This is a genomic window from Streptomyces sp. JH34 (assembly GCF_029428875.1).
Lineage (GTDB): Bacteria > Actinomycetota > Actinomycetes > Streptomycetales > Streptomycetaceae > Streptomyces.
Genome location: NZ_JAJSOO010000001.1, coordinates 4,701,405 through 4,717,994 on the forward strand (window position 1 = coordinate 4,701,405; position 16,590 = coordinate 4,717,994).

Annotated in this window: 20 protein-coding genes; 10 read left to right on the top strand and 10 right to left on the bottom strand. The window is 68.6% G+C overall.

What is annotated here, in order from left to right:
- Positions 1-67: 67 nt before the first annotated feature.
- The 6 genes from fxlA to LWJ43_RS21070 form a co-directional block, all read right to left on the bottom strand.
- Positions 68-274: an FxLD family lanthipeptide gene (gene fxlA, locus LWJ43_RS21045; RefSeq protein ID WP_277333773.1), complete on the bottom strand. Its 207-nt coding sequence runs from the start codon at positions 272-274 to the stop codon at positions 68-70.
- Between the two features lie 50 nt (positions 275-324).
- Entirely contained in the window at positions 325-1,560 is a 1,236-nt protein-coding gene (fxlM, locus tag LWJ43_RS21050) for a methyltransferase, FxLD system (RefSeq protein ID WP_277333774.1), read from the bottom strand.
- 204 nt (positions 1,561-1,764) lie between these two features.
- The gene (locus LWJ43_RS21055) at positions 1,765-2,430 is read right to left on the bottom strand and encodes a hypothetical protein (protein WP_277333775.1); all 666 of its coding nucleotides are present in this window, start codon (positions 2,428-2,430) and stop codon (positions 1,765-1,767) included.
- Positions 2,427-2,627, bottom strand: a complete 201-nt coding sequence (locus LWJ43_RS21060; protein ID WP_277333776.1) for a DUF5999 family protein — start codon at positions 2,625-2,627, stop codon at positions 2,427-2,429. The genes LWJ43_RS21055 and LWJ43_RS21060 overlap by 4 nt, the downstream gene beginning before the upstream one ends.
- Before the next feature lie 334 nt (positions 2,628-2,961).
- On the bottom strand, positions 2,962-3,414 hold the full coding sequence (locus LWJ43_RS21065) for a DUF6415 family natural product biosynthesis protein (protein WP_277333777.1): 453 nt from the start codon (positions 3,412-3,414) through the stop codon (positions 2,962-2,964).
- A 39-nt stretch (positions 3,415-3,453) separates the two neighbouring features.
- Positions 3,454-3,927 (bottom strand): ATP-binding protein, encoded by a 474-nt coding sequence (locus LWJ43_RS21070; RefSeq protein ID WP_051754707.1) that lies wholly within the window; start codon positions 3,925-3,927, stop codon positions 3,454-3,456.
- 175 nt (positions 3,928-4,102) lie between these two features.
- Here LWJ43_RS21070 and LWJ43_RS21075 point away from each other — a divergent pair, with 175 nt between their 5' ends.
- Positions 4,103-5,494: a helix-turn-helix domain-containing protein gene (locus LWJ43_RS21075; RefSeq protein ID WP_277333778.1), complete on the top strand. Its 1,392-nt coding sequence runs from the start codon at positions 4,103-4,105 to the stop codon at positions 5,492-5,494.
- The gene (locus LWJ43_RS21080) at positions 5,491-6,378 is read left to right on the top strand and encodes an aminoglycoside phosphotransferase family protein (RefSeq protein WP_277333779.1); all 888 of its coding nucleotides are present in this window, start codon (positions 5,491-5,493) and stop codon (positions 6,376-6,378) included. The genes LWJ43_RS21075 and LWJ43_RS21080 overlap by 4 nt, the downstream gene beginning before the upstream one ends.
- Positions 6,379-6,503: 125 nt before the next feature.
- Here LWJ43_RS21080 and LWJ43_RS21085 read toward each other — a convergent pair whose 3' ends face one another.
- From LWJ43_RS21085 to LWJ43_RS21100, 4 genes are all read right to left on the bottom strand, one after another.
- A complete protein-coding gene (locus LWJ43_RS21085; RefSeq protein ID WP_277333780.1) occupies positions 6,504-7,025 on the bottom strand; it encodes a phosphatase PAP2 family protein in 522 nt (173 codons plus the stop codon).
- Between the two features lie 59 nt (positions 7,026-7,084).
- On the bottom strand, positions 7,085-8,257 hold the full coding sequence (locus tag LWJ43_RS21090; RefSeq protein ID WP_051754706.1) for an MAB_1171c family putative transporter: 1,173 nt from the start codon (positions 8,255-8,257) through the stop codon (positions 7,085-7,087).
- Positions 8,258-8,261: 4 nt separating this feature from the next.
- Positions 8,262-8,495, bottom strand: a complete 234-nt coding sequence (locus LWJ43_RS21095; protein WP_277333781.1) for a hypothetical protein — start codon at positions 8,493-8,495, stop codon at positions 8,262-8,264.
- A gap of 494 nt (positions 8,496-8,989) precedes the next feature.
- Positions 8,990-9,454: a helix-turn-helix domain-containing protein gene (locus LWJ43_RS21100; RefSeq protein ID WP_346771992.1), complete on the bottom strand. Its 465-nt coding sequence runs from the start codon at positions 9,452-9,454 to the stop codon at positions 8,990-8,992.
- A gap of 367 nt (positions 9,455-9,821) precedes the next feature.
- Between LWJ43_RS21100 and LWJ43_RS21105 the strand changes: the two genes are divergently transcribed.
- The 8 genes from LWJ43_RS21105 (at position 9,822) to LWJ43_RS21140 (ending at position 16,388) form a co-directional block, all read left to right on the top strand.
- Complete coding sequence (locus LWJ43_RS21105; protein ID WP_277333782.1) at positions 9,822-10,151, top strand: transcriptional regulator; 330 nt, start codon at positions 9,822-9,824, stop codon at positions 10,149-10,151.
- Position 10,152: 1 nt separating this feature from the next.
- Positions 10,153-11,172, top strand: a complete 1,020-nt coding sequence (locus LWJ43_RS21110) for a hypothetical protein (protein ID WP_277333783.1) — start codon at positions 10,153-10,155, stop codon at positions 11,170-11,172.
- A complete protein-coding gene (locus LWJ43_RS21115; protein ID WP_277333784.1) occupies positions 11,172-11,879 on the top strand; it encodes an ATP-binding protein in 708 nt (235 codons plus the stop codon). Before LWJ43_RS21110 ends, LWJ43_RS21115 begins: the two co-directional genes overlap by 1 nt.
- A gap of 124 nt (positions 11,880-12,003) precedes the next feature.
- On the top strand, positions 12,004-12,570 hold the full coding sequence (locus LWJ43_RS21120) for a WhiB family transcriptional regulator (protein ID WP_277333785.1): 567 nt from the start codon (positions 12,004-12,006) through the stop codon (positions 12,568-12,570).
- A complete protein-coding gene (locus LWJ43_RS21125) occupies positions 12,567-13,631 on the top strand; it encodes a DUF2637 domain-containing protein (RefSeq protein ID WP_277333786.1) in 1,065 nt (354 codons plus the stop codon). Before LWJ43_RS21120 ends, LWJ43_RS21125 begins: the two co-directional genes overlap by 4 nt.
- 101 nt (positions 13,632-13,732) lie before the next feature.
- A complete protein-coding gene (locus tag LWJ43_RS21130; RefSeq protein WP_277333787.1) occupies positions 13,733-13,957 on the top strand; it encodes a hypothetical protein in 225 nt (74 codons plus the stop codon).
- The gene (locus LWJ43_RS21135; RefSeq protein WP_277333788.1) at positions 13,954-14,619 is read left to right on the top strand and encodes a MobC family plasmid mobilization relaxosome protein; all 666 of its coding nucleotides are present in this window, start codon (positions 13,954-13,956) and stop codon (positions 14,617-14,619) included. The genes LWJ43_RS21130 and LWJ43_RS21135 overlap by 4 nt, the downstream gene beginning before the upstream one ends.
- The gene (locus LWJ43_RS21140) at positions 14,619-16,388 is read left to right on the top strand and encodes a relaxase/mobilization nuclease domain-containing protein (RefSeq protein WP_277333789.1); all 1,770 of its coding nucleotides are present in this window, start codon (positions 14,619-14,621) and stop codon (positions 16,386-16,388) included. The genes LWJ43_RS21135 and LWJ43_RS21140 overlap by 1 nt, the downstream gene beginning before the upstream one ends.
- Positions 16,389-16,590 lie beyond the last annotated feature (202 nt).

Genomic DNA, 16,590 nt, shown 5'->3' on the forward strand with positions numbered 1-16,590 from the left:
AGAGGAGAGGGGCCCGTGGGCCGGGCGAAGCGCTTCGCCCGGCCCACAGGTGACGGGTCGGCCTGGATCAGGCCGGGTCCTCCGTGAAGGAACCGCAGGCGGAGGCACCGGTCGCGCAGGTTTGGCCACAGCCGTCGCCCGTGGAGCACATGAGATGGCCGTACGAGTGCTCGGCGATGACGACCTTCACGTCCAGGGGCGCGAAGTCGTCGTCGTCCAGGCCCGCCAGTGGGGCGGGCGCGACCGGGGGCGGAGCGAGAGTGGCGCTCGTCATGATGTGCCTTCCTCTTGTTGGGGTGGTGCGGGACGACCTGGCTCCCGGTGTTACGCCGAGGGCCAGGAGAGCGAGATCCGGCTGTGCACCTTGTCGATGACCCGGTCGGCCGGGATCTGGTCATCGAGGGTGCTGGCCGGATAGACCCGGATGACCGGGCTGGGGCCGCCGCGCCGGTGGGCCTCCCAGTCGCGGAGCACGTCGGCGATCTGGTCGGCGAACTGCTCCGCGTCCGGGCCGAGGGCATGCACGCCGTACTCCAGGTGCTTGTTGTCCTCGGTGCGGCGGGTGACGAGGTAGGCGAAGGTGTCGTCCTCGACGGCCGCGAGGGCGAATCGCTTGTTCACGGGGGCGACCAGCCCCGAGTCCGAGTTCTCATCGACGGCCATCGTGCAGAAGCCCGGCAGAGAGATCGCCATCGCCATCTGAAGGGTGTCGATGAGTTCCTGGATGCGAACAGTGACGCCGGTCCACAGTTCGTGGCGCGGAAACGTGACGGCGTTGTCGAGCCGGTGCGGGTCGGCCGGCAGGCCGTCATCGAACTTGAGCCCGATCTCCGGGGTGCCGTTGACCAGGAGGAGTTCTTCCCGGTGGGCGGTCGAGCCCTGCATCGGGACGAAGCCGCAGATCCGCGCCGACTCGCTTTCCAGATAGGGACCGTGCTCGCCCGTGACCTGGATGAAGGCGACCGACCGGGTCAGGCCGCGCATCCGCAGCGGGACGATGAGCCGGCCGCCCTGCCTGAGCTGCGCGGTCCACGCCGGGGAGACGTCCCAGGCCCCGGCGGTCACCATCACGACGTCGACCTCACCGAGGTCCGGGATGGGCTCGGCGGCGTCGGCGGTGACGACGTGAACTCGGCCGAAGCCGTGCTCGTTCAGGAGCTGGCGCGCGAGAGCGGTGACGACGGGGTCGATGTCCACGGTGACGACTTCACCGTCCTCGCCGACGAGTTCGGCGAGGTAGGCCGCGTTCAGCCCGCCCGAGCCGATCTCCAACACCCGCATGCCGGGCTTCACCTGGGCCTGCTCCAGCATCATGGCCTGGATCTGCGGGGCGGAGACGGAACTGAGTTGCACACCGTGCTCGTCCGTTTTGGTGATCACGGCAGCGTACGCGTCGTACGCCCTGTCCAGAGGGGTGTTGGGCGTGAACTCGTGCCGGGGCACCTTGCGCATGGCCGCTTCGATCTCCGGGGAGGAGATGTTGCCGTCCGCGCGCAGTTCGTCCACCACCTTGTTCCGCAGACGGGTTGCCTCGTCGGGCTCGACGGTCATGTTCGTCATGGACTTCCTTCGGTCGCTCGTGTTCGGGGGAGGAAGGCCGACACCGCGTTCGGTGGGCCGGGAGATTGTTGGTGAACGCTCTCCGTTCTCGTCGGACCGCCGAAGTCCGGCGGTGTTGTGCCGGGCGACGTGTGAGCGCTCGCGCGCCGGTGGTGAGCCGCCCGACAGTCCCGTCTGTACCACTCAGGACCGCCGGGCGGCCGTCTATGCGGCGGGTACGAGGTCGTCCAGCTCGACGACCTCGTAGTCGTGTAGTTCGCGCACGAGTTGGCTTGCCAGGAACCAGCCCAACTGCGAGTGCCCGTACGCCACGGGCGCGTCGTCGTCCTCGGCAGGAAGCGGCTCCAGGCCGGTGGCGGTGAGGCGGTATCGGGAGCCGATGACACCCCAGACCGATGTCGCCCCCGCGAGGAAGGCGACGTGCCCCTTCCGTAGATGCGGGCACAGCTCGACGGCCGGTCGCACGTGCTCCAGGCACACCGGCGGCTGGGCCGTCCTCACCGGCTCACCGGGGCGATGAGACGGGTGTTCCGCGGCTCCGGCCAGGAAGACGTACCCCCGGACGGTTTCGGCCGGACAGAAGCTGATCTGGCAGCGAAGCTGCTGCATGGCTACCCGCTGCCGGGCGGGGTTGACCAAGCGCCACTGCGGCTTGCCCGCCGGCCTCCCGGCAGTGTTGAGCGACTGGGAACACCGGGCCCACAGCTCACCGCGCGGGCCCCGGTCGGCCGGAGTCTCGTCGTGGTAAGCGAGACCTACGGCGCCGAAGACGTTCATGCGCAGCGTGAGCTCCGACTCCAGCGCGCCGTACTCACCCTCCCGGGAAGTGATGTACGGGACGAGTCTCGGTGCTGCGCTGGACCGCCTCACGCTGCTGCCCTCGCCCTGTCGAGGGACCGGTGCGGGGCGATCACACGGCCGTCGGGGAGGAGTTCGCCCGTGTCCTCGAAGACAAGCACTCCGTTGCACAGCAGGCTCCAGCCCTGCTCAGGGCGGTGCGCGACGGGGCGCGCGGCCTCCCTGTCGGGAGCCTCGGCCACGGGGCACAGCGGGTTGTGCGCACACATGGTGCTCGTCCTCTCGGGTGGGAAGTCGGGCCCTCTTCGGCGGGCTACGGTGCCGTGGGGGAACACGGAACGGAGATGGCCGAAGAGGGAGTGGTGGGGCGCCGCTGCATGAAGTCGGTGATGGCTGTTTCGCTGTAGCCGTAGAAGCCGACCAAGGGCGGTGACGCTGCGTTCGCCCCGGAGCATCGGTGGCTTCTCTCCCCACTCGATAACGGGGCGGGCGTCCGGAACGGGGCAGGCGTCCGGGCAGGACGAGCCGAAGTCGTACGCGTCTCGCGGAAGGGCTGCCGCCGTTGCGGTCACGACGGGTGTCTGACGGTGCTGGGGTTGTGTATCACTCCGCCCCCGTGATGTAGCGGGCTTCGATCAGCTCTTCGACCAGGTCGGAGGTCACGAAGGCCAGGCGACGTGCAAGGCCGACAGCCTGCCGATGTGCGGCCGGCGTTCGCTCGCCCCTCAAGGGGAGCCCTCGTTCAGCGAGCTGGACCATCGCCCGAGTGGGCGGAAACTGCTCGTCCGCGACGGCGATGTCGCTGAGCTGCTTCAAGTGGCTGCGGAGACGGTCGATCAAGGCGCCGGTCGTCGTGACCGACGGCAGCTGATTGCCGATTGCCGTGTCGAGGTCGTCGAAGACTTCCTCGACATCGAGCGGACTCGAGTCCTTGATCCGCTCCAGGACGGACCTCAAGCCCTCTGCATCGAGTGGAGGTGTCCACTGCGGGATGCTCGGCTCGTCGGCCGGCGGAGGAACCACGTCGTTGTCCGGGACCAGAGCAGTGAGGGACATCGGAACTCCTGTAGAGGGCCAAGTGCCGGCCGTGGGGGGTTAGAAGTGTTCGGGGGTTTCCGGGGTTCCGATGAAGACCCACACGTCCTTGCCCCCTGGGGTCACGGATACGGACGTGTCGTCGGCCAGGGCGCGTAGCAACAACAGCCCGCGCCCCTCCTCGGCCAGGGGGCCCGGAGACGCGTACACGGGCGGGCAAGGGTCCTGGTCGCGGACGACAGCGGTGACTCCGTCCGGCACCTTCTGGAGGAGCAGGCTGGCCATCCGGCATCCGTCGGTGTCCGCCACCGTGTGCTGCAAGACGTTGGTGATCAGTTCGTTGACCACGGTCAGCGTGCGGTGCGCAGTGCTGTCGTCGATACGCCACCAGCAAAGGTGCGCCGCGACGATGCTCCTGACGGTTCCCAGATCTTCGGCCCGGACTTCGAAACGCATGTCGAGTTGACCGCCCACGCTTCTGGACGTGGCTCGAACAGAAGCGTCCCGGTCACGGGTGCCGACGAGTAGGTCCATCGCTGCTTCCTCCGTTCTGCCAGAACCCCTTCAGCAGGGGTGGGTTGCGGTGTGTACTGGACTGGAACCGGTCAGCAACCATTTAGGCAGAGCACACCGAGAGCGTGCAGAGCCTGATGCCGACAGATGAGAAGTTCGGCATCAACGACTTCGGGGACAGAACATGCCGCAGCCAATGAAGCAGCTCGATCCGGGCGCCTCCCCCCAGGAGTGGTTCGGCAACGAGCTGCGCAACCTGCGTCTGGAGCACGGGCTGTCGGCCAAGGCACTGGGGCGGTTGGTGCAGGTCAGCGACGACATGATCTTGTCGATCGAGAAGGGGAAATATCCAAGCTGCCGGCGCGACGTGGCTCAACGGCTCGATGATGTCCTCCGTACGGGAGGGCTGTTCGACCGGGCGTGGCCGATGGCCTTCGGTATCCGCGATGCCGACAGAAAGCGCGCTGATGCCGATAAGACATCCACGGGAAGTGGGGAGAGCTCCGCTCAGGTGCCGGCAGGCCGCATCCTGGGCAGAGACGAACCGACTTTTCGCCCTGGGAGCCATGAGCCCGTGATTCGACGCTCGTTCCTCCAACTCGGTGGCCTCGCCGCCATCGCGCCCCTCGACCTCACCGAGATCTTCGCCCCCGCCGAGCTGACTCTCCCGGCGAACGTCAACCCCGGCCACGTCGACCAGGTCCTGGCCGCAGCCACCGCCATCAGCGGCATGGACAACGAGCTGGGGGGCGGCGGCATGGTGCGTGACGTAGCCAGCCGAGCGATGCAGTGGTCGGCCGGCCTCCTCCAGGCCCAGTTCCCTGAGCACCTGCGAACCGAACTGTTCGCCTCTGTGTCGCGACTCGGGATCGTGGTGGGTGCCTCCGCGTTCGACGCCTACCACCACGATGACGCCACCCGGACGTTCCGGTTCGCAGCAGACTGCGCCGAGGAGGCTGGCGACTGGCATCTACGGGCCAAGACGTACTCGTTCCTCGCCCGGCAGGCCGTATGGATCGGAGCCCCCGACGACGGCCTGACCTACGCCGAGAAGGGACTCGTACGCGCCGACCGGTTGTCCGCGACAGAGCAGGCGATGCTTCACGCGGCACGGGCCAGGGCTTTCGGGAAAATGGGTAACGTGCGCGACACCATGGCGGCCGTCGGCGCCGCGGATGAAGCGTTCGCCCGGGCCCGGCCTGCCGAAGAGGCGCCGTGGATGGCCTATTACGACGAGGCGCAGCACAACGGGGACACAGCCCACGCCCTGTTCGATCTCGCCATCCTCGCCGGACAGGACCCGGGCCGGGCAGCCCGCCGATTCGGCACAGCGGTGAAGGGACACACCGACGCCTACAAGCGATCCCGTGCGATCTCGCGTACCAAACTGGCCTCCCTGATCATGGCCAAGGGCGACCCCCGCCAGGCAGCGGCACTCGGCCACGAGGCCCTGGACGAGGTAGGCCGACTCACCTCCCGGCGAGCGGCCGACGACCTACGGCAGCTCGGCCGTTTCGCCTCGAAGCATCAGACGGTCCAAGAGGCTATCGGGCTGCGCGAGCGGATCGCCGCTACGGTTTCCGCATGACTTCTCCGGCAGCCGCCCCTGCGCGTCACGTCCTGGAGCAGGCATGTTCCGCAGTCGGACTGGATTCCGTCGGGGCGGAACCGCTACGGCTGGCCGAGAACCAGATATGGCGGCTACCGGGCCGGCAGGTGATCGTGCGGATATCACGGGCGGGCCAGAGCGACGCGGCGGCCCGTGAGGTCCGCGTCGCGCGTTGGCTCGCCCAGGAGAACGTCGCGGCTGTTCGCTTGGCCGACGTGAAGCAGCCGGTCGAGATTGACGGCAGGCCTGTGACGTTCTGGGCGGAACTTCCACCACAACAGCACGGTTCCGTTGAGGACGTCGCCCAACTCCTGGCGAGGCTCCACTCCTTGCCCCTGCCAGACATAGAGCTGGGGCATCTCGATCCCTTCGTCCGGGTCGGAGAACGACTGCAAGCGGCCACTACGATCCGGGACGACGACAGGGAGTGGCTGCACGGACTCCACCGCGACCTCGCGGCGGCCTGGGCCGAGCGGCCGGCCGGCCTCCCCGACCGGGCTGTGCACGGCGACGCTTGGCCCGGCAACTTCGTCCGCACGGCCGACGGGGTCCTGATGATGGACCTGGAGCGCTTCTCCGTGGGGCCTCCGGAGTGGGATCTCGTATCCACCGCAGTGCGGGCGAAGACCACTGGCGCGGTCACCATGCGCGAGTACGACCAGTTCTGTGCGACCTACGGCCACGACGTCACGGCGTGGGAGGGCTATCCCATCCTCGCGCGCGCTCGGGAGCTGCGGATGACGACGTACGCAGCACAGCACGCGGCCGCCAACGAAGAATGGATCAGCCAAGCGCAGTACCGGATCGACTGCCTGCGTGGTCGATCCGGTCCGAGGCCGTGGACGTGGACGGGAATCCTCTGATCAGGATGTTCGCCGACTCGCTGCCGGGGTCAGCTCGGCGGCGCGAATCGGGCCTGTGCTGGCGGCGTGATGACACACCTCGCGCTCGTCGAGTTGTACGAGCCGGCCCGCTCACCGAGACCGCGCTACCTGAGAAGCCCGAACGTCACGGCAGCGGCAACTCCGCCCAGCAGGGCACCGACGATGGTCTGCGCGACCGTGTGGTCCCGGAGCTGGACACGGGACCACCCGATTGCGGCGACGACTAGGGCGAGGGCGGCCAGGGGCGGCCCGAAGGCGAGTGTCAGGATCGTGGCCACTCCACCGGCGACGGCCGTGTGGACCGAGACCTTCCACCAGACGGTGACCACCATGGTGGCCGCCAGGCCGACGAGCATGGCGATGACCAGAGCGAAGAGTTCACGCGGAGCGTCGAAGACGACCTGGATCAGGATGCCTACGAGCACGGAGACCATGGTCGCCGTGAGTGGGACGGCACGCTGGGACCGGACCTTGACGTGCTTGTCCGTCCAGGACCCGCGTTTCACGCCGAACAGGATGACGGCGAAGGGAATTCCGCCGCAGAACAATGCGGCGAGAAGCCCCCAAGCGAGCCCTTCGAGGCTTCCCGTGCTGTGCCAGCCGATGATCAGCAGGATGGCTATCACGAGGTAAGCCGGCGCAAGGGTGTCGGTGACTGTACGGGCTAGACGAGTGGACGTGAGTTTCATCCTGAACTCCGGGCGGAGGCGAATTCTCGAACAAGTGCTGATTCGTAGGCTGTTGCCAGGTGCCGCAAGGCTTCGACTTCGCTGCGAAGGTCCTTGCCGCCACTGGCCGGGGCTGTGTGCTCACCCACGCGGGCATCTCCGTTTTCCCGTGCCTCCTTGGCCCTGGCGATCCAGCACGCTTCGGCGTATATCTCGGCCTGGGCGCCTATGAGGCCCTTCTCCGCGACATAGCGTGCGGCCTCCGACCGTAGGGTCGGGGAGGCATGATCTCCGAGATCCAGAATCGCGTCTCGGATCTCTATCCCCCGTCGATACAGACGACGGCGGGTGTGGCGGAAAAGAAGAGCATCCGCTCGCCTGCTGCGCGGTGGATCGAGACGAACTGAAGGGACAGCGGCAGTGAGCTCGAGCCAGAGAGGATAGAGCCGTGTGAGAGCGAGATGCGCGCGGCCCCATTGATGGAGCCGGCGGACGACCGGCAAGGTGGATCCGGCGAGGATGAAGACCAATGCCCCGAACAAGAGGACGCTGCTGACGTTTTCATCAGTCCGCGGGGATAGCGGTGTCAGGCCGACGTAACGAAGCGTCAAGGCCAGTACGCGGTGCCCCGCGTACACGATGCCCAGCGCCGTTCCCATGCCGGTGATCCGAAGTCCGCGCCCCAGGAGGCCCGCCCCCGGGAGGCGGCCCCATCGTCGGCACAGTCGAGTGGCACTGACGAGAGCCGTACCGAGATAACTGGACCAGATGACGCCGTAGACGGCGATACGCCAGTCGTCGGCGAAGTCGGTGAGGAGGTCGGTGGCTTCCCTGGGCTGCGGAGCGGCGAAGAACAGCAGGGTCAGACCGGCTCCTGCGGCAAGAGGGACGACGATGCGCGGACGTGATCCGCGGAGCGAGGTGGCCTGCTCCTGTGCAACGTCATACACGAAGGTCAGTACGGCGTAGGCGGCCGTGATGCCTGCCAGGTGCTTGCAGAGGGTCGCCACGTTGTGGATCCCCAGCCAGGAATCCAGAGCCGATGAGACACCGTCCGGACGGATGGTCATGGCTATGGACAGCGCGAAGAACGCCACCCAAAGAGCGCGCTTCGCCGGAACATGCCAGGCGGCCGGCGCGCGCCACACCGTGACGATCCACAGGAGGGCTGCGGGAATGAGGGAGACCATCAGATCAGGAGTCGCTCAGCGCGTCGTCGAGGCGTTGCAGGACGGGGTCGCTTCGGGTCTCGTTCGGGGAGAACAAGTTGGCTTTCCTGGCAAGGAGGTCGGCGAGCTGCTCGGCGGCTCGCTCATCCTCCGTGTTGTAACTGGCCCGCCCGAGCACACTTTTCACAGCTGATGAGTCAACCCGCTTGAAAAGATGCGCCATTCGTTCAACCTGCAACGAAGTGTGTTCCAGCAGCATGTGACTTATTTCGTGGAGGACGATGTGTGTGCGATGAAGCGGGGAAGTCGATTCCTCGTGGAAAATGTGATCGGCTCGCTCTGTGGCGATCCAGGCCCCGCAGGGAACTCCGCTGGACGTGATTCCCGGAGTGCTGTGAAGGTATACGGGGCGTCCACGTTGCGCGGACAGCATCTCGCAGAAGGTCTGTACGTCAAACGGGTCGGGGATCTCTGTCGTGGCGAGCAAGCCTTTGTGCTTCGGGGATTTTGCCGCGCTGCTGCCCACCCGACCGAAGTGACTGCGCAGGTTCAACGTAATGCTCCGGTTCGATGTCTTACCGAAGCGTTCTTCGGCCGAATCACGATACGACAGTGATCGCGCTCGAATGGGCGGGGGGAATGCGGAGGCCGGCCGTTACTGATCTGGTGTCAGTTGATCAAGCTTGAAAATGGTGCATAGTGCGTCTTTTTGGCGTTGATCTTTGTGATGCGGAATCGGCGTGGTGACGACCGTCACGCGCTCGGTTTCTCGGGGTCGTCATGAAGCCCCTCCAGTGCGCGCGCCCTTTCGATGAATCCGCTGATCGTCGAGAGCGTTTCAGTCGACAGGCCGGCGGCACGCAGGGCCACGGCGCGGACGTCGGCGTCCCGCATGGTCGTCAGGAGGGCCAGCTCGGCTTCGATCTGCTCCGACTCCTTGGCGTCGAAGAAGTACGCCGGAGGTACGCCGAAGAAGGTGGCCAACGCTCTGATCGTTTCCAGCTTCGGGTTGCGGTTGGAGCCGGTCCGAAGCTGCTGAATGGCGCTGGCCGAGATGGATGTCCCCGTGCTCTCCCGAATGCCGGCGGACACCTCGGCGTAGGTGTACGGCCCGCGCCCCTTGGGGTGCATGTCTCTGAAGAGCCGGTCGAGCAGTTCCGCGAACTGCCGCTCTGTGGTCATTCCGGATCCCTTCGCTTCGCGGCCGAGCCCATCCACTTCGGTGGTGCTACGCGTCTGATCGTACCGAATGGCAACACTGTGGTTGACGGAGGTTCGTGATTGCGGTGTATGTTGATCGCGTATTAATCCACTGGAGTGGTGATTGCCTGGTCAGGGCGGGTGCGAGAGGTGGACTTGTAACGAGGCTCACCCTATGGTCCTGGTCCCGGTAGATCGCCTGAAGGCGCTGCGGCCACGGACGAGAGGGAGGCGACAGGGAAGGAAGAGGGGGCCCAGTGCCCGGGAGCTACCAACTCCCGGAGCGCCAGGCCGGCGCCCCGGAGGGGCCGACTCACATCTCGCGGGCGGCGGGCTTTTTCAGGAGAACCACCGCACCGCGCTCCTACGAACAACGGAGTATCGCATGCTCGCCACGCCGAGCGGAATCCCGGCCTGCCCGGAAACTGGCCGCCAGCACCGCCTCGCTGCCCAGCTCACCGACATGATCCCGGGCGCGGTCACCATCCGCGTCAGCCTGACCGACCCGAGCCAGGCCTGGCCGCACCCGCACGCCAGCGCCAAGGGCGAGGGCGAGGGCGGCGAAACGGTGGCGCTGAGCCGGACGACCGCCAGGGTCACGGCCCGCTGGGTTCTGCGGGTCTGGCCGGAGGCGGACTGGACACGGCCGCACACCTTCGACCTCGCCGACGCGACCCTCATCCGTAGCGACCTCGCGGTCGGCAGGGGGCGCTGACATGGCGCGGATACGCACCATCAAGCCGGAGGCGTTCGTCTCCGAGTCGCTCGCCGAAGTGAGCGTCGAGGCCGAGCGGACTTTCTTCGGGCTGCTCACTCAGGCCGACGACCATGGCCGCCACCGCGACAACGCCGCGATCATCGCCGGGCTGCTCTGGCCCCTGCGCGCCGAACACACATCGGTCCACGTCGAGGATGATCTCCAGCAGCTCGCGAACGCTGGCCTGATCTGCCGGTACACCGGCTGCGACGGCCGCCGCTACCTCCACATCGTCACCTGGTCCGAGCACCAGAAGATCGACAAGCCGAGTCAGTCGCGCCTGCCCTCCTGCCCTCAGCATCAAGCCGCTCACCGGTGCGCACCCTGTAAGGGCATCTGTACCGAGCGGACGCAGGTGCCGCCGACGCCTCCTGGAGTGTTCGCCGAGGCTTCGCCGAACACTCCCCGAGCCCTCGATCTGCCCGCCCAGCCCGCCGCGACACATCCCGGCCACGCAGGCGGGCCTCCCGCCGCCCAGCAGGACCCACTCGGCGGCACGGTCGGCACCCATCACCACACGGGCACGAAAAGCGCAGGTCAGGACGCGTTCGTCGGGGATTCCCCGAACCTTCCCCGAAGCCTCCCCGAGGGCTCGGCGCCTGGATCTAGGATCTTGGATCCTGGATCTTCTTTCCCTACGGGGCGCACGGCGCCCGCAGACACCGTCTCCGCCAATCAGCTGGTCGGCGAGTACATCGCCGCCTGCGAGGAGCGTCCGCCCAGCGACGTGATCGGGCACCTCGGGCGGATCACCAAGAAGCTCCTGGCCGAGGGCATCGCCCCGGAGCACATCCGGGCCGGACTGCGGAACTTCGCGGCCAACCCCAAGCACCCGAGCGTCCTGACCAGCATGGTCAACGAGGCCATGAACGCGAGGTCCGGCGGTTTGGTACGGCCGGGAAGCTGGCCTAACGTGCCCGCTCACCAGGCGTGGACCAACCCGGCTGACGCTGCCGCCGCCTACGCCGAGGAACTGTGATGCGCACCCGTAACCGCGAACCTCAGACCCTCGCCAGCGAGGGCACCCTGGACCGGATGGCCCGGATTCTGGCCGCCCGCAACATCGACCCGGCCGCCGTCGCCGAACTGGTCGACGAGCCCGAGCCCTTCTCCCCGCTGGACGCCCTGTCGACTGGCATGCCTCCGCGCTACCAGGCCGCCGTCGCCGACCACCCCCAGGTCCTGGCCTGGGCCCGGGAGGTCGCCGAGGCGGCTGTCGCCCCCAGCCCGGGAGCCCGGCGGCAGGTCACCACCGGACCCAGCCTGTTGATGGCCGGGGTCGTCGGGGCGGGCAAGACGCACCAGGCGTACGGCGCGGTCCGGCGACTGGTGCAGAGCGGAGTCGGCGTGCGCTGGCGCGCGACCACCGCCGCCGACCTGTACGCCGACCTGCGGCCCCGGCCCGGGGTCGACAGCGAGCGGGGGCTGGCGGCCGTCAGCCGCTGCCCGCTGCTGATCATCGACGACCTCGGTGCGGCCAAGGCGAGCGAGTGGGTCGAGGAAGTGACGTACCGGCTGATCAACCGCCGGTACAACCACATGCTCCCGACCTTGATCACCACCAACTTGGCGATCAAGGACCTCAAGGCCTACCTCGGCGACCGCGTCACTTCCCGCCTCGCCCAGATGACCACCCGGGTCGAGTTCCAACCGGTCGACCGCAGACGCCACCGCACCGCAGCCTGACCCAACCCACCACAGGCAGCCCCACCGGGCCGCGCCCTCAGCGGGCCGCCCCATGCACCTCACGACCCAGCGCACCCCTCCGCCGACGCCCCTTTGCGCGCGGAGAGCGATCGGAGCAACCCGCATGACCACCACGACGATCAGCCCTGACCACCACCGGTCCCTCGGTGACCACATCTGGCAGGACGAGGCCGTCTGCCAGTCCACCGAGTACAACCCGGTGGACCCCGAAATCTTCTTCCCCGAGCCCGACGAGACCGCCAAGATCACCGCCGCGAAGTCGCTGTGCGGCCAGTGCCCGGTGCGGCGCGCCTGCTTGGACGTCGCCCTCGAGAACAACGACACCGATGGCATCCGGGGCGGACTGACCGAGGAGGAGCGCCGGCCGCTGCACGAGAAGCTCGCCCACCGCCTCGACTACAGCCGTGTCAACGCCACCATCGCAGGGCGCGACGTCCACCTCACAAAGGCCGAACGCCGCGCGGTCGTCCAGGCCGCCTACCGCCACGGCCTCACCGAACGGCGCCTGGCCTGGCTCCTGAAGATCACCGAGGAACACGCCCAGAAGCTGTACCGCGAGACCCGCCGGGCACTCGTACACCGTGACTTGGAGCCGGGGACGAAGACCGTCCCGCCGCCCGTGACCGACGGCGAGCGCCTGGGCCGCGTCGACTTCGGGACCGCGGCATGACCACCGCGCACGCGCCAAGGACGGCGCACATCACCGGCTGGGACCGCACGGTCGTCATCGCCCTGGGCGGCGCGGGCTGCGCCCTGTCGTACGACGCCCTCCAACAGATGGCCGTCGCCATCCACATCCGCGGCTTCCTCACCTACCTCTTCCCCCTGGTGATCGACGGGTTCATCGCCTACGGAGTCCGGGCCCTGCTGGTCCTGCGCGACGCACCTCTGCGCGCCCGGCTTTATGTCTGGACGCTCTTCGGCACGGCGACGGCCGCCAGTATCTGGGCCAACGCGCTGCACGCGGTCAGGCTCAACGAGGAGGCGGGCTCGGTCACCGGGCTGCGGCTCGGGGACACGGTGGTCGCCGTGCTGTCCACGATCGCCCCGCTCGCACTGGCCGGGGCTGTCCACCTCTACATCCTCATAGCCCGGGGCCCGGTCAAGGACAGCGACCGCGCGGACCTCGGTCGGGCCGGTCAGGTCGGTCACCCCGGTCACCTCGGTCAGGCTGACCGGGGTAAGGGCGTCGAGGTCACCCGGGCCGACCGGGCCGGTCAGGTCAGCGCCGGACAGCCGGTCACTGCCCTGACCGACCGGCCGCACCCGTCCCCGGACAAGCCGACCTCGAGTTCTCGGTCATTGACCGGGGACAGCGCCCTGGCGGACAGCGGTGACCCGGTCACCGGTCAGCACGGTCAGCTGCACGAGGCCGCTGACCTGCCCGGACAGCCGGACACCACACGGCAGGTCACTGACCGCCCGGTCGGCATCGAGCCGGTCACCGGTCACCAGGACAGCCCCGTACCAGTCACCGACCAGCCGGTCACTCCGAGCCCGGTCACTGACCGGGGCCCACGGACAACCAGTGACCAGCGGCCTGACCCGGACACCGAGGAGCTGCTGAAGATCGCCCGGTCAGCGGTCAGGGCCGAGGACAAGCTGACCCGCAAGGTGGTCGCCCAGGCGATCCGCGGTCAGCAGATCCCGCTCTCCAGCGACACGCTGACCGTCCTGATGGCCCAGCTCCGCGCGCAGCACGGACAGCCGGTCACCTCCACCCGGAACTGACCGGACAGCCCGAAGCGGGTGACCGAGCCGGACACCCCGGCAGGTCACCCGCCCCGGACACGTACACCCACACCCTTCCGAAGCGAAGCGAAGAGCACCTCATGCGTACCCACCCGGCCACCCCCGCCGAGGTCGACTCCTGGCTGACCGTCCTGCACCAGCACTGCCACCTCCACCACGCCCGGTCCGCCCCCGACAACACCTGGATCGTGCAACGAACCCCGCACACCCGCCCCTGGACCCTGCACCACCCGGTTCTCGCGATGGACTGGATCGAGGAACTCGTCCACGAAATCCGGCAGCAGAACCCGGAGACGACCAGGTGAGCGCCAACGACCCGGCGGTCCCCACGTCCGGACAGCAGCGAGACCCCACGACGGCTCCTGGCGGAGCAAGCTATCGCGTACGACGGTCCTACGGCCCGTCGTACGCACTTGCCCCCGCCCAGGAGGGCGGGGGGAGCCCGGCTGGTTCCCGAGCGAGGGCGCACGGGGACCAGCCGGGTGACCGGCACCAGGGGGCGCCGGTCACCGGGGGAGAAGCCGAACGCGACGACCACCGCGAGCAGCCGAGCCCGAGCACGCCCGCCTTCCCCGACCGCAAACCGCGCCGCCGCACCCGCAACCCGAGCGAGCGCACCCGCAAGACGACCACCCGCCTCTCCGACGACGAGAAGGCCGAGATCGCCGCCGCAGCCGCGCAGCGCGGCATCACCGTCGCCCGCTTCCTCGCCACCGCCGCCCTGACCGCCGCCCGCGGGCCCGCAGCCATGCACAGGAACGACCGTCTCGACGCGGCCATCGACGAACTCGCCGCGCTGCGCTCCGCGCTGGCCCGCATCGGCAACAACATCAACCAGATCGCCTACGTCCTCAACAGCGGCAGCCGCCCGCGCGCCGACGAACTCGAACACGCACTGAGCGTCCTGACCCAGCTCCTCGGCCGTCTCGACGACGCGGCGAACGACCTGGTGAACAGGCGGCTGTGATGGTTCCCGACATCGGACGCGGCTCCCGCACCCACGGACTCCTCATCTACCTCTACGGCCCCGGCAGGCGCGAGGAGCACACCGACGCGCACCTCGTCGGCTCCTGGGACGGCTTCGCCCCCGACCCCGGCCGCGACACCAGCCCCGACCCCGATCCGAAAGTCACCCTCGCCCGCCTCACCGCCGCCCTCGACCTCCGGGTCAAGCAGGCCGGCGACCGCGCGCCCGCCAAGCACGTATGGCACTGCTCGGTCCGGACCGCCCCCGGCGACCGGCGACTCTCCGACGAGGAGTGGAACGCCGTCGCCCAACGCATCGTCCACGCCACAGGCATCGACCCGGACGGTGATCCGGACGGCTGCCGGTGGATCGCCGTCCGCCACGCGGAAGACCACATCCACATCGTCGCCACCTTGGTGCGAGGCGACCTGCGCAACCCCCGCCTCAACTACGACTTCAACAAGGCCCAGGCCATCTGCCGCCGCATCGAGAAGGAGATGGGCCTGCGCCGCCTGAACGCCGGCGACGGCACCGCAGCGAAAAACCCCACCAGCGCCGAGAAGTTCAAGGCCGAACGTACCGGCCGCCCCGAGACCTCCCGCGAGACGCTCCGTGAAGCCGTCCGCCAGGCCGTCGCGGGAGCGGACGACGAGAAGGAGTTCTTCACCCGGCTCCACAAGGCGGGCCTGCGCGTGAAAATGCGCCACGCCCCGTCCGGTGACGCGCTCGGCTACAACGTGGCCCTGCCCGGCGACCGCAACCGCCACGGCGAACCGGTCTGGTACCCCGGCTCCAAACTGGCCCCCGACCTGTCGCTTCCGAAGATCCGCCTCCGGCTGGCCGACGGTACCGCCGAGCGGACAACGACTTCGACCGTCGGCGGCCGACCCGACTGGTCCCCGCCCGCCCGAGAGCGACGGAGCGCCACCGGGATCGCCGAGCGTGCCGCCGTCCTCCTCGACAGCGACGACGATGAAGCCGCCGCCCAGCTCGTCGGAGTCGGAGAACTTCTGGACGCGGTCGCACAGACCTCCCCGGCCGCCACCCGCGCCGAACTGGGCGCAGCCGCCCGGACTTTCGAGCGTGCCACTCGCAGTCACGTCCGAGCGGAGCGCGCCGACACCCGGGCGATTCGCACGGCGGCCCGGGGCATCATCCAGGCCGGCAGCGCTCTCGGCCGTGGCGAGGACGGCGGCACCACCGCCATGCTCCTCTCCACCCTGGTCCTGGTCGCCCTCGCCGCCGCCCGCTGGCACTCCGCACGTGGCCATGCCCAGCAGGCCCACGCCGCCCGACAGGCCGCCGAGCACCTACGAGCCGCCTACCGCCAGGCTGCCGCCACGCCCATGCGGGCACTGCGCGACCAAGGCCGCGCCCTGCCCGAAGCCGAACGCCGAACCCACGAGGCCACCATCCGCGCAGCCCTGCCGGAACAGGGGCCGCGAGCAGACAGCTCGTCGACGAAGACCGATGCCCTGGCCGCCACCCTCGCCCAGGCCGAGCAAGCAGGTCACGACCCCAAGGCTCTTCTCCAGCAGGCCATCGACATGCGTGAACTCGACACCGCCGAGAACACGAACGACGTCCTGGTCTGGCGCCTACGCCGCCTCGCCTATCTCCCCGCACACCCGGGCGAAGCAACCCGCCGCCCGCAGGCCAGCACAAGCCAGCCCAAGACCGCGACCAACCACACCATCAACCGGACGGCGCCCACTGCAGCAGCCCGCCCCGCAGCCTCCGACCCCCGCAACCGCCCACCGCGCCGCTGATCAGAGTCCGGCCTCCGGACCGCCGGAGACCACGAAACCCGTGGACAACCGACCCCACAGGCCGCTATGGATGAAAACAGAAGGACCCCGACCGGAAGATGACACTCGTGCTCAGAACCACCCACCGCACCACAGAGCCGACAACACCCGCGCAGCCCACCCTTCCCACCGGAACCGATCCACTGCTGCAACACGAGTACGA

Bases quoted from the DNA above. Each gene is read 5' to 3' on its own strand.
- fxlA (WP_277333773.1), bottom strand. From the start codon at position 274: ATGACGAGCGCCACTCTCGCTCCGCCCCCGGTCGCGCCCGCCCCACTG.
- fxlM (WP_277333774.1), bottom strand. From the start codon at position 1,560: ATGACGAACATGACCGTCGAGCCCGACGAGGCAACCCGTCTGCGGAAC.
- LWJ43_RS21060 (WP_277333776.1), bottom strand. From the start codon at position 2,627: ATGTGTGCGCACAACCCGCTGTGCCCCGTGGCCGAGGCTCCCGACAGG.
- LWJ43_RS21065 (WP_277333777.1), bottom strand. From the start codon at position 3,414: ATGTCCCTCACTGCTCTGGTCCCGGACAACGACGTGGTTCCTCCGCCG.
- LWJ43_RS21070 (WP_051754707.1), bottom strand. From the start codon at position 3,927: ATGGACCTACTCGTCGGCACCCGTGACCGGGACGCTTCTGTTCGAGCC.
- LWJ43_RS21075 (WP_277333778.1), top strand. From the start codon at position 4,103: ATGAAGCAGCTCGATCCGGGCGCCTCCCCCCAGGAGTGGTTCGGCAAC.
- LWJ43_RS21080 (WP_277333779.1), top strand. From the start codon at position 5,491: ATGACTTCTCCGGCAGCCGCCCCTGCGCGTCACGTCCTGGAGCAGGCA.
- LWJ43_RS21090 (WP_051754706.1), bottom strand. From the start codon at position 8,257: ATGGTCTCCCTCATTCCCGCAGCCCTCCTGTGGATCGTCACGGTGTGG.
- LWJ43_RS21095 (WP_277333781.1), bottom strand. From the start codon at position 8,495: ATGCTGCTGGAACACACTTCGTTGCAGGTTGAACGAATGGCGCATCTT.
- LWJ43_RS21105 (WP_277333782.1), top strand. From the start codon at position 9,822: ATGCTCGCCACGCCGAGCGGAATCCCGGCCTGCCCGGAAACTGGCCGC.
- LWJ43_RS21110 (WP_277333783.1), top strand. From the start codon at position 10,153: ATGGCGCGGATACGCACCATCAAGCCGGAGGCGTTCGTCTCCGAGTCG.
- LWJ43_RS21115 (WP_277333784.1), top strand. From the start codon at position 11,172: ATGCGCACCCGTAACCGCGAACCTCAGACCCTCGCCAGCGAGGGCACC.
- LWJ43_RS21120 (WP_277333785.1), top strand. From the start codon at position 12,004: ATGACCACCACGACGATCAGCCCTGACCACCACCGGTCCCTCGGTGAC.
- LWJ43_RS21125 (WP_277333786.1), top strand. From the start codon at position 12,567: ATGACCACCGCGCACGCGCCAAGGACGGCGCACATCACCGGCTGGGAC.
- LWJ43_RS21130 (WP_277333787.1), top strand. From the start codon at position 13,733: ATGCGTACCCACCCGGCCACCCCCGCCGAGGTCGACTCCTGGCTGACC.
- LWJ43_RS21140 (WP_277333789.1), top strand. From the start codon at position 14,619: ATGGTTCCCGACATCGGACGCGGCTCCCGCACCCACGGACTCCTCATC.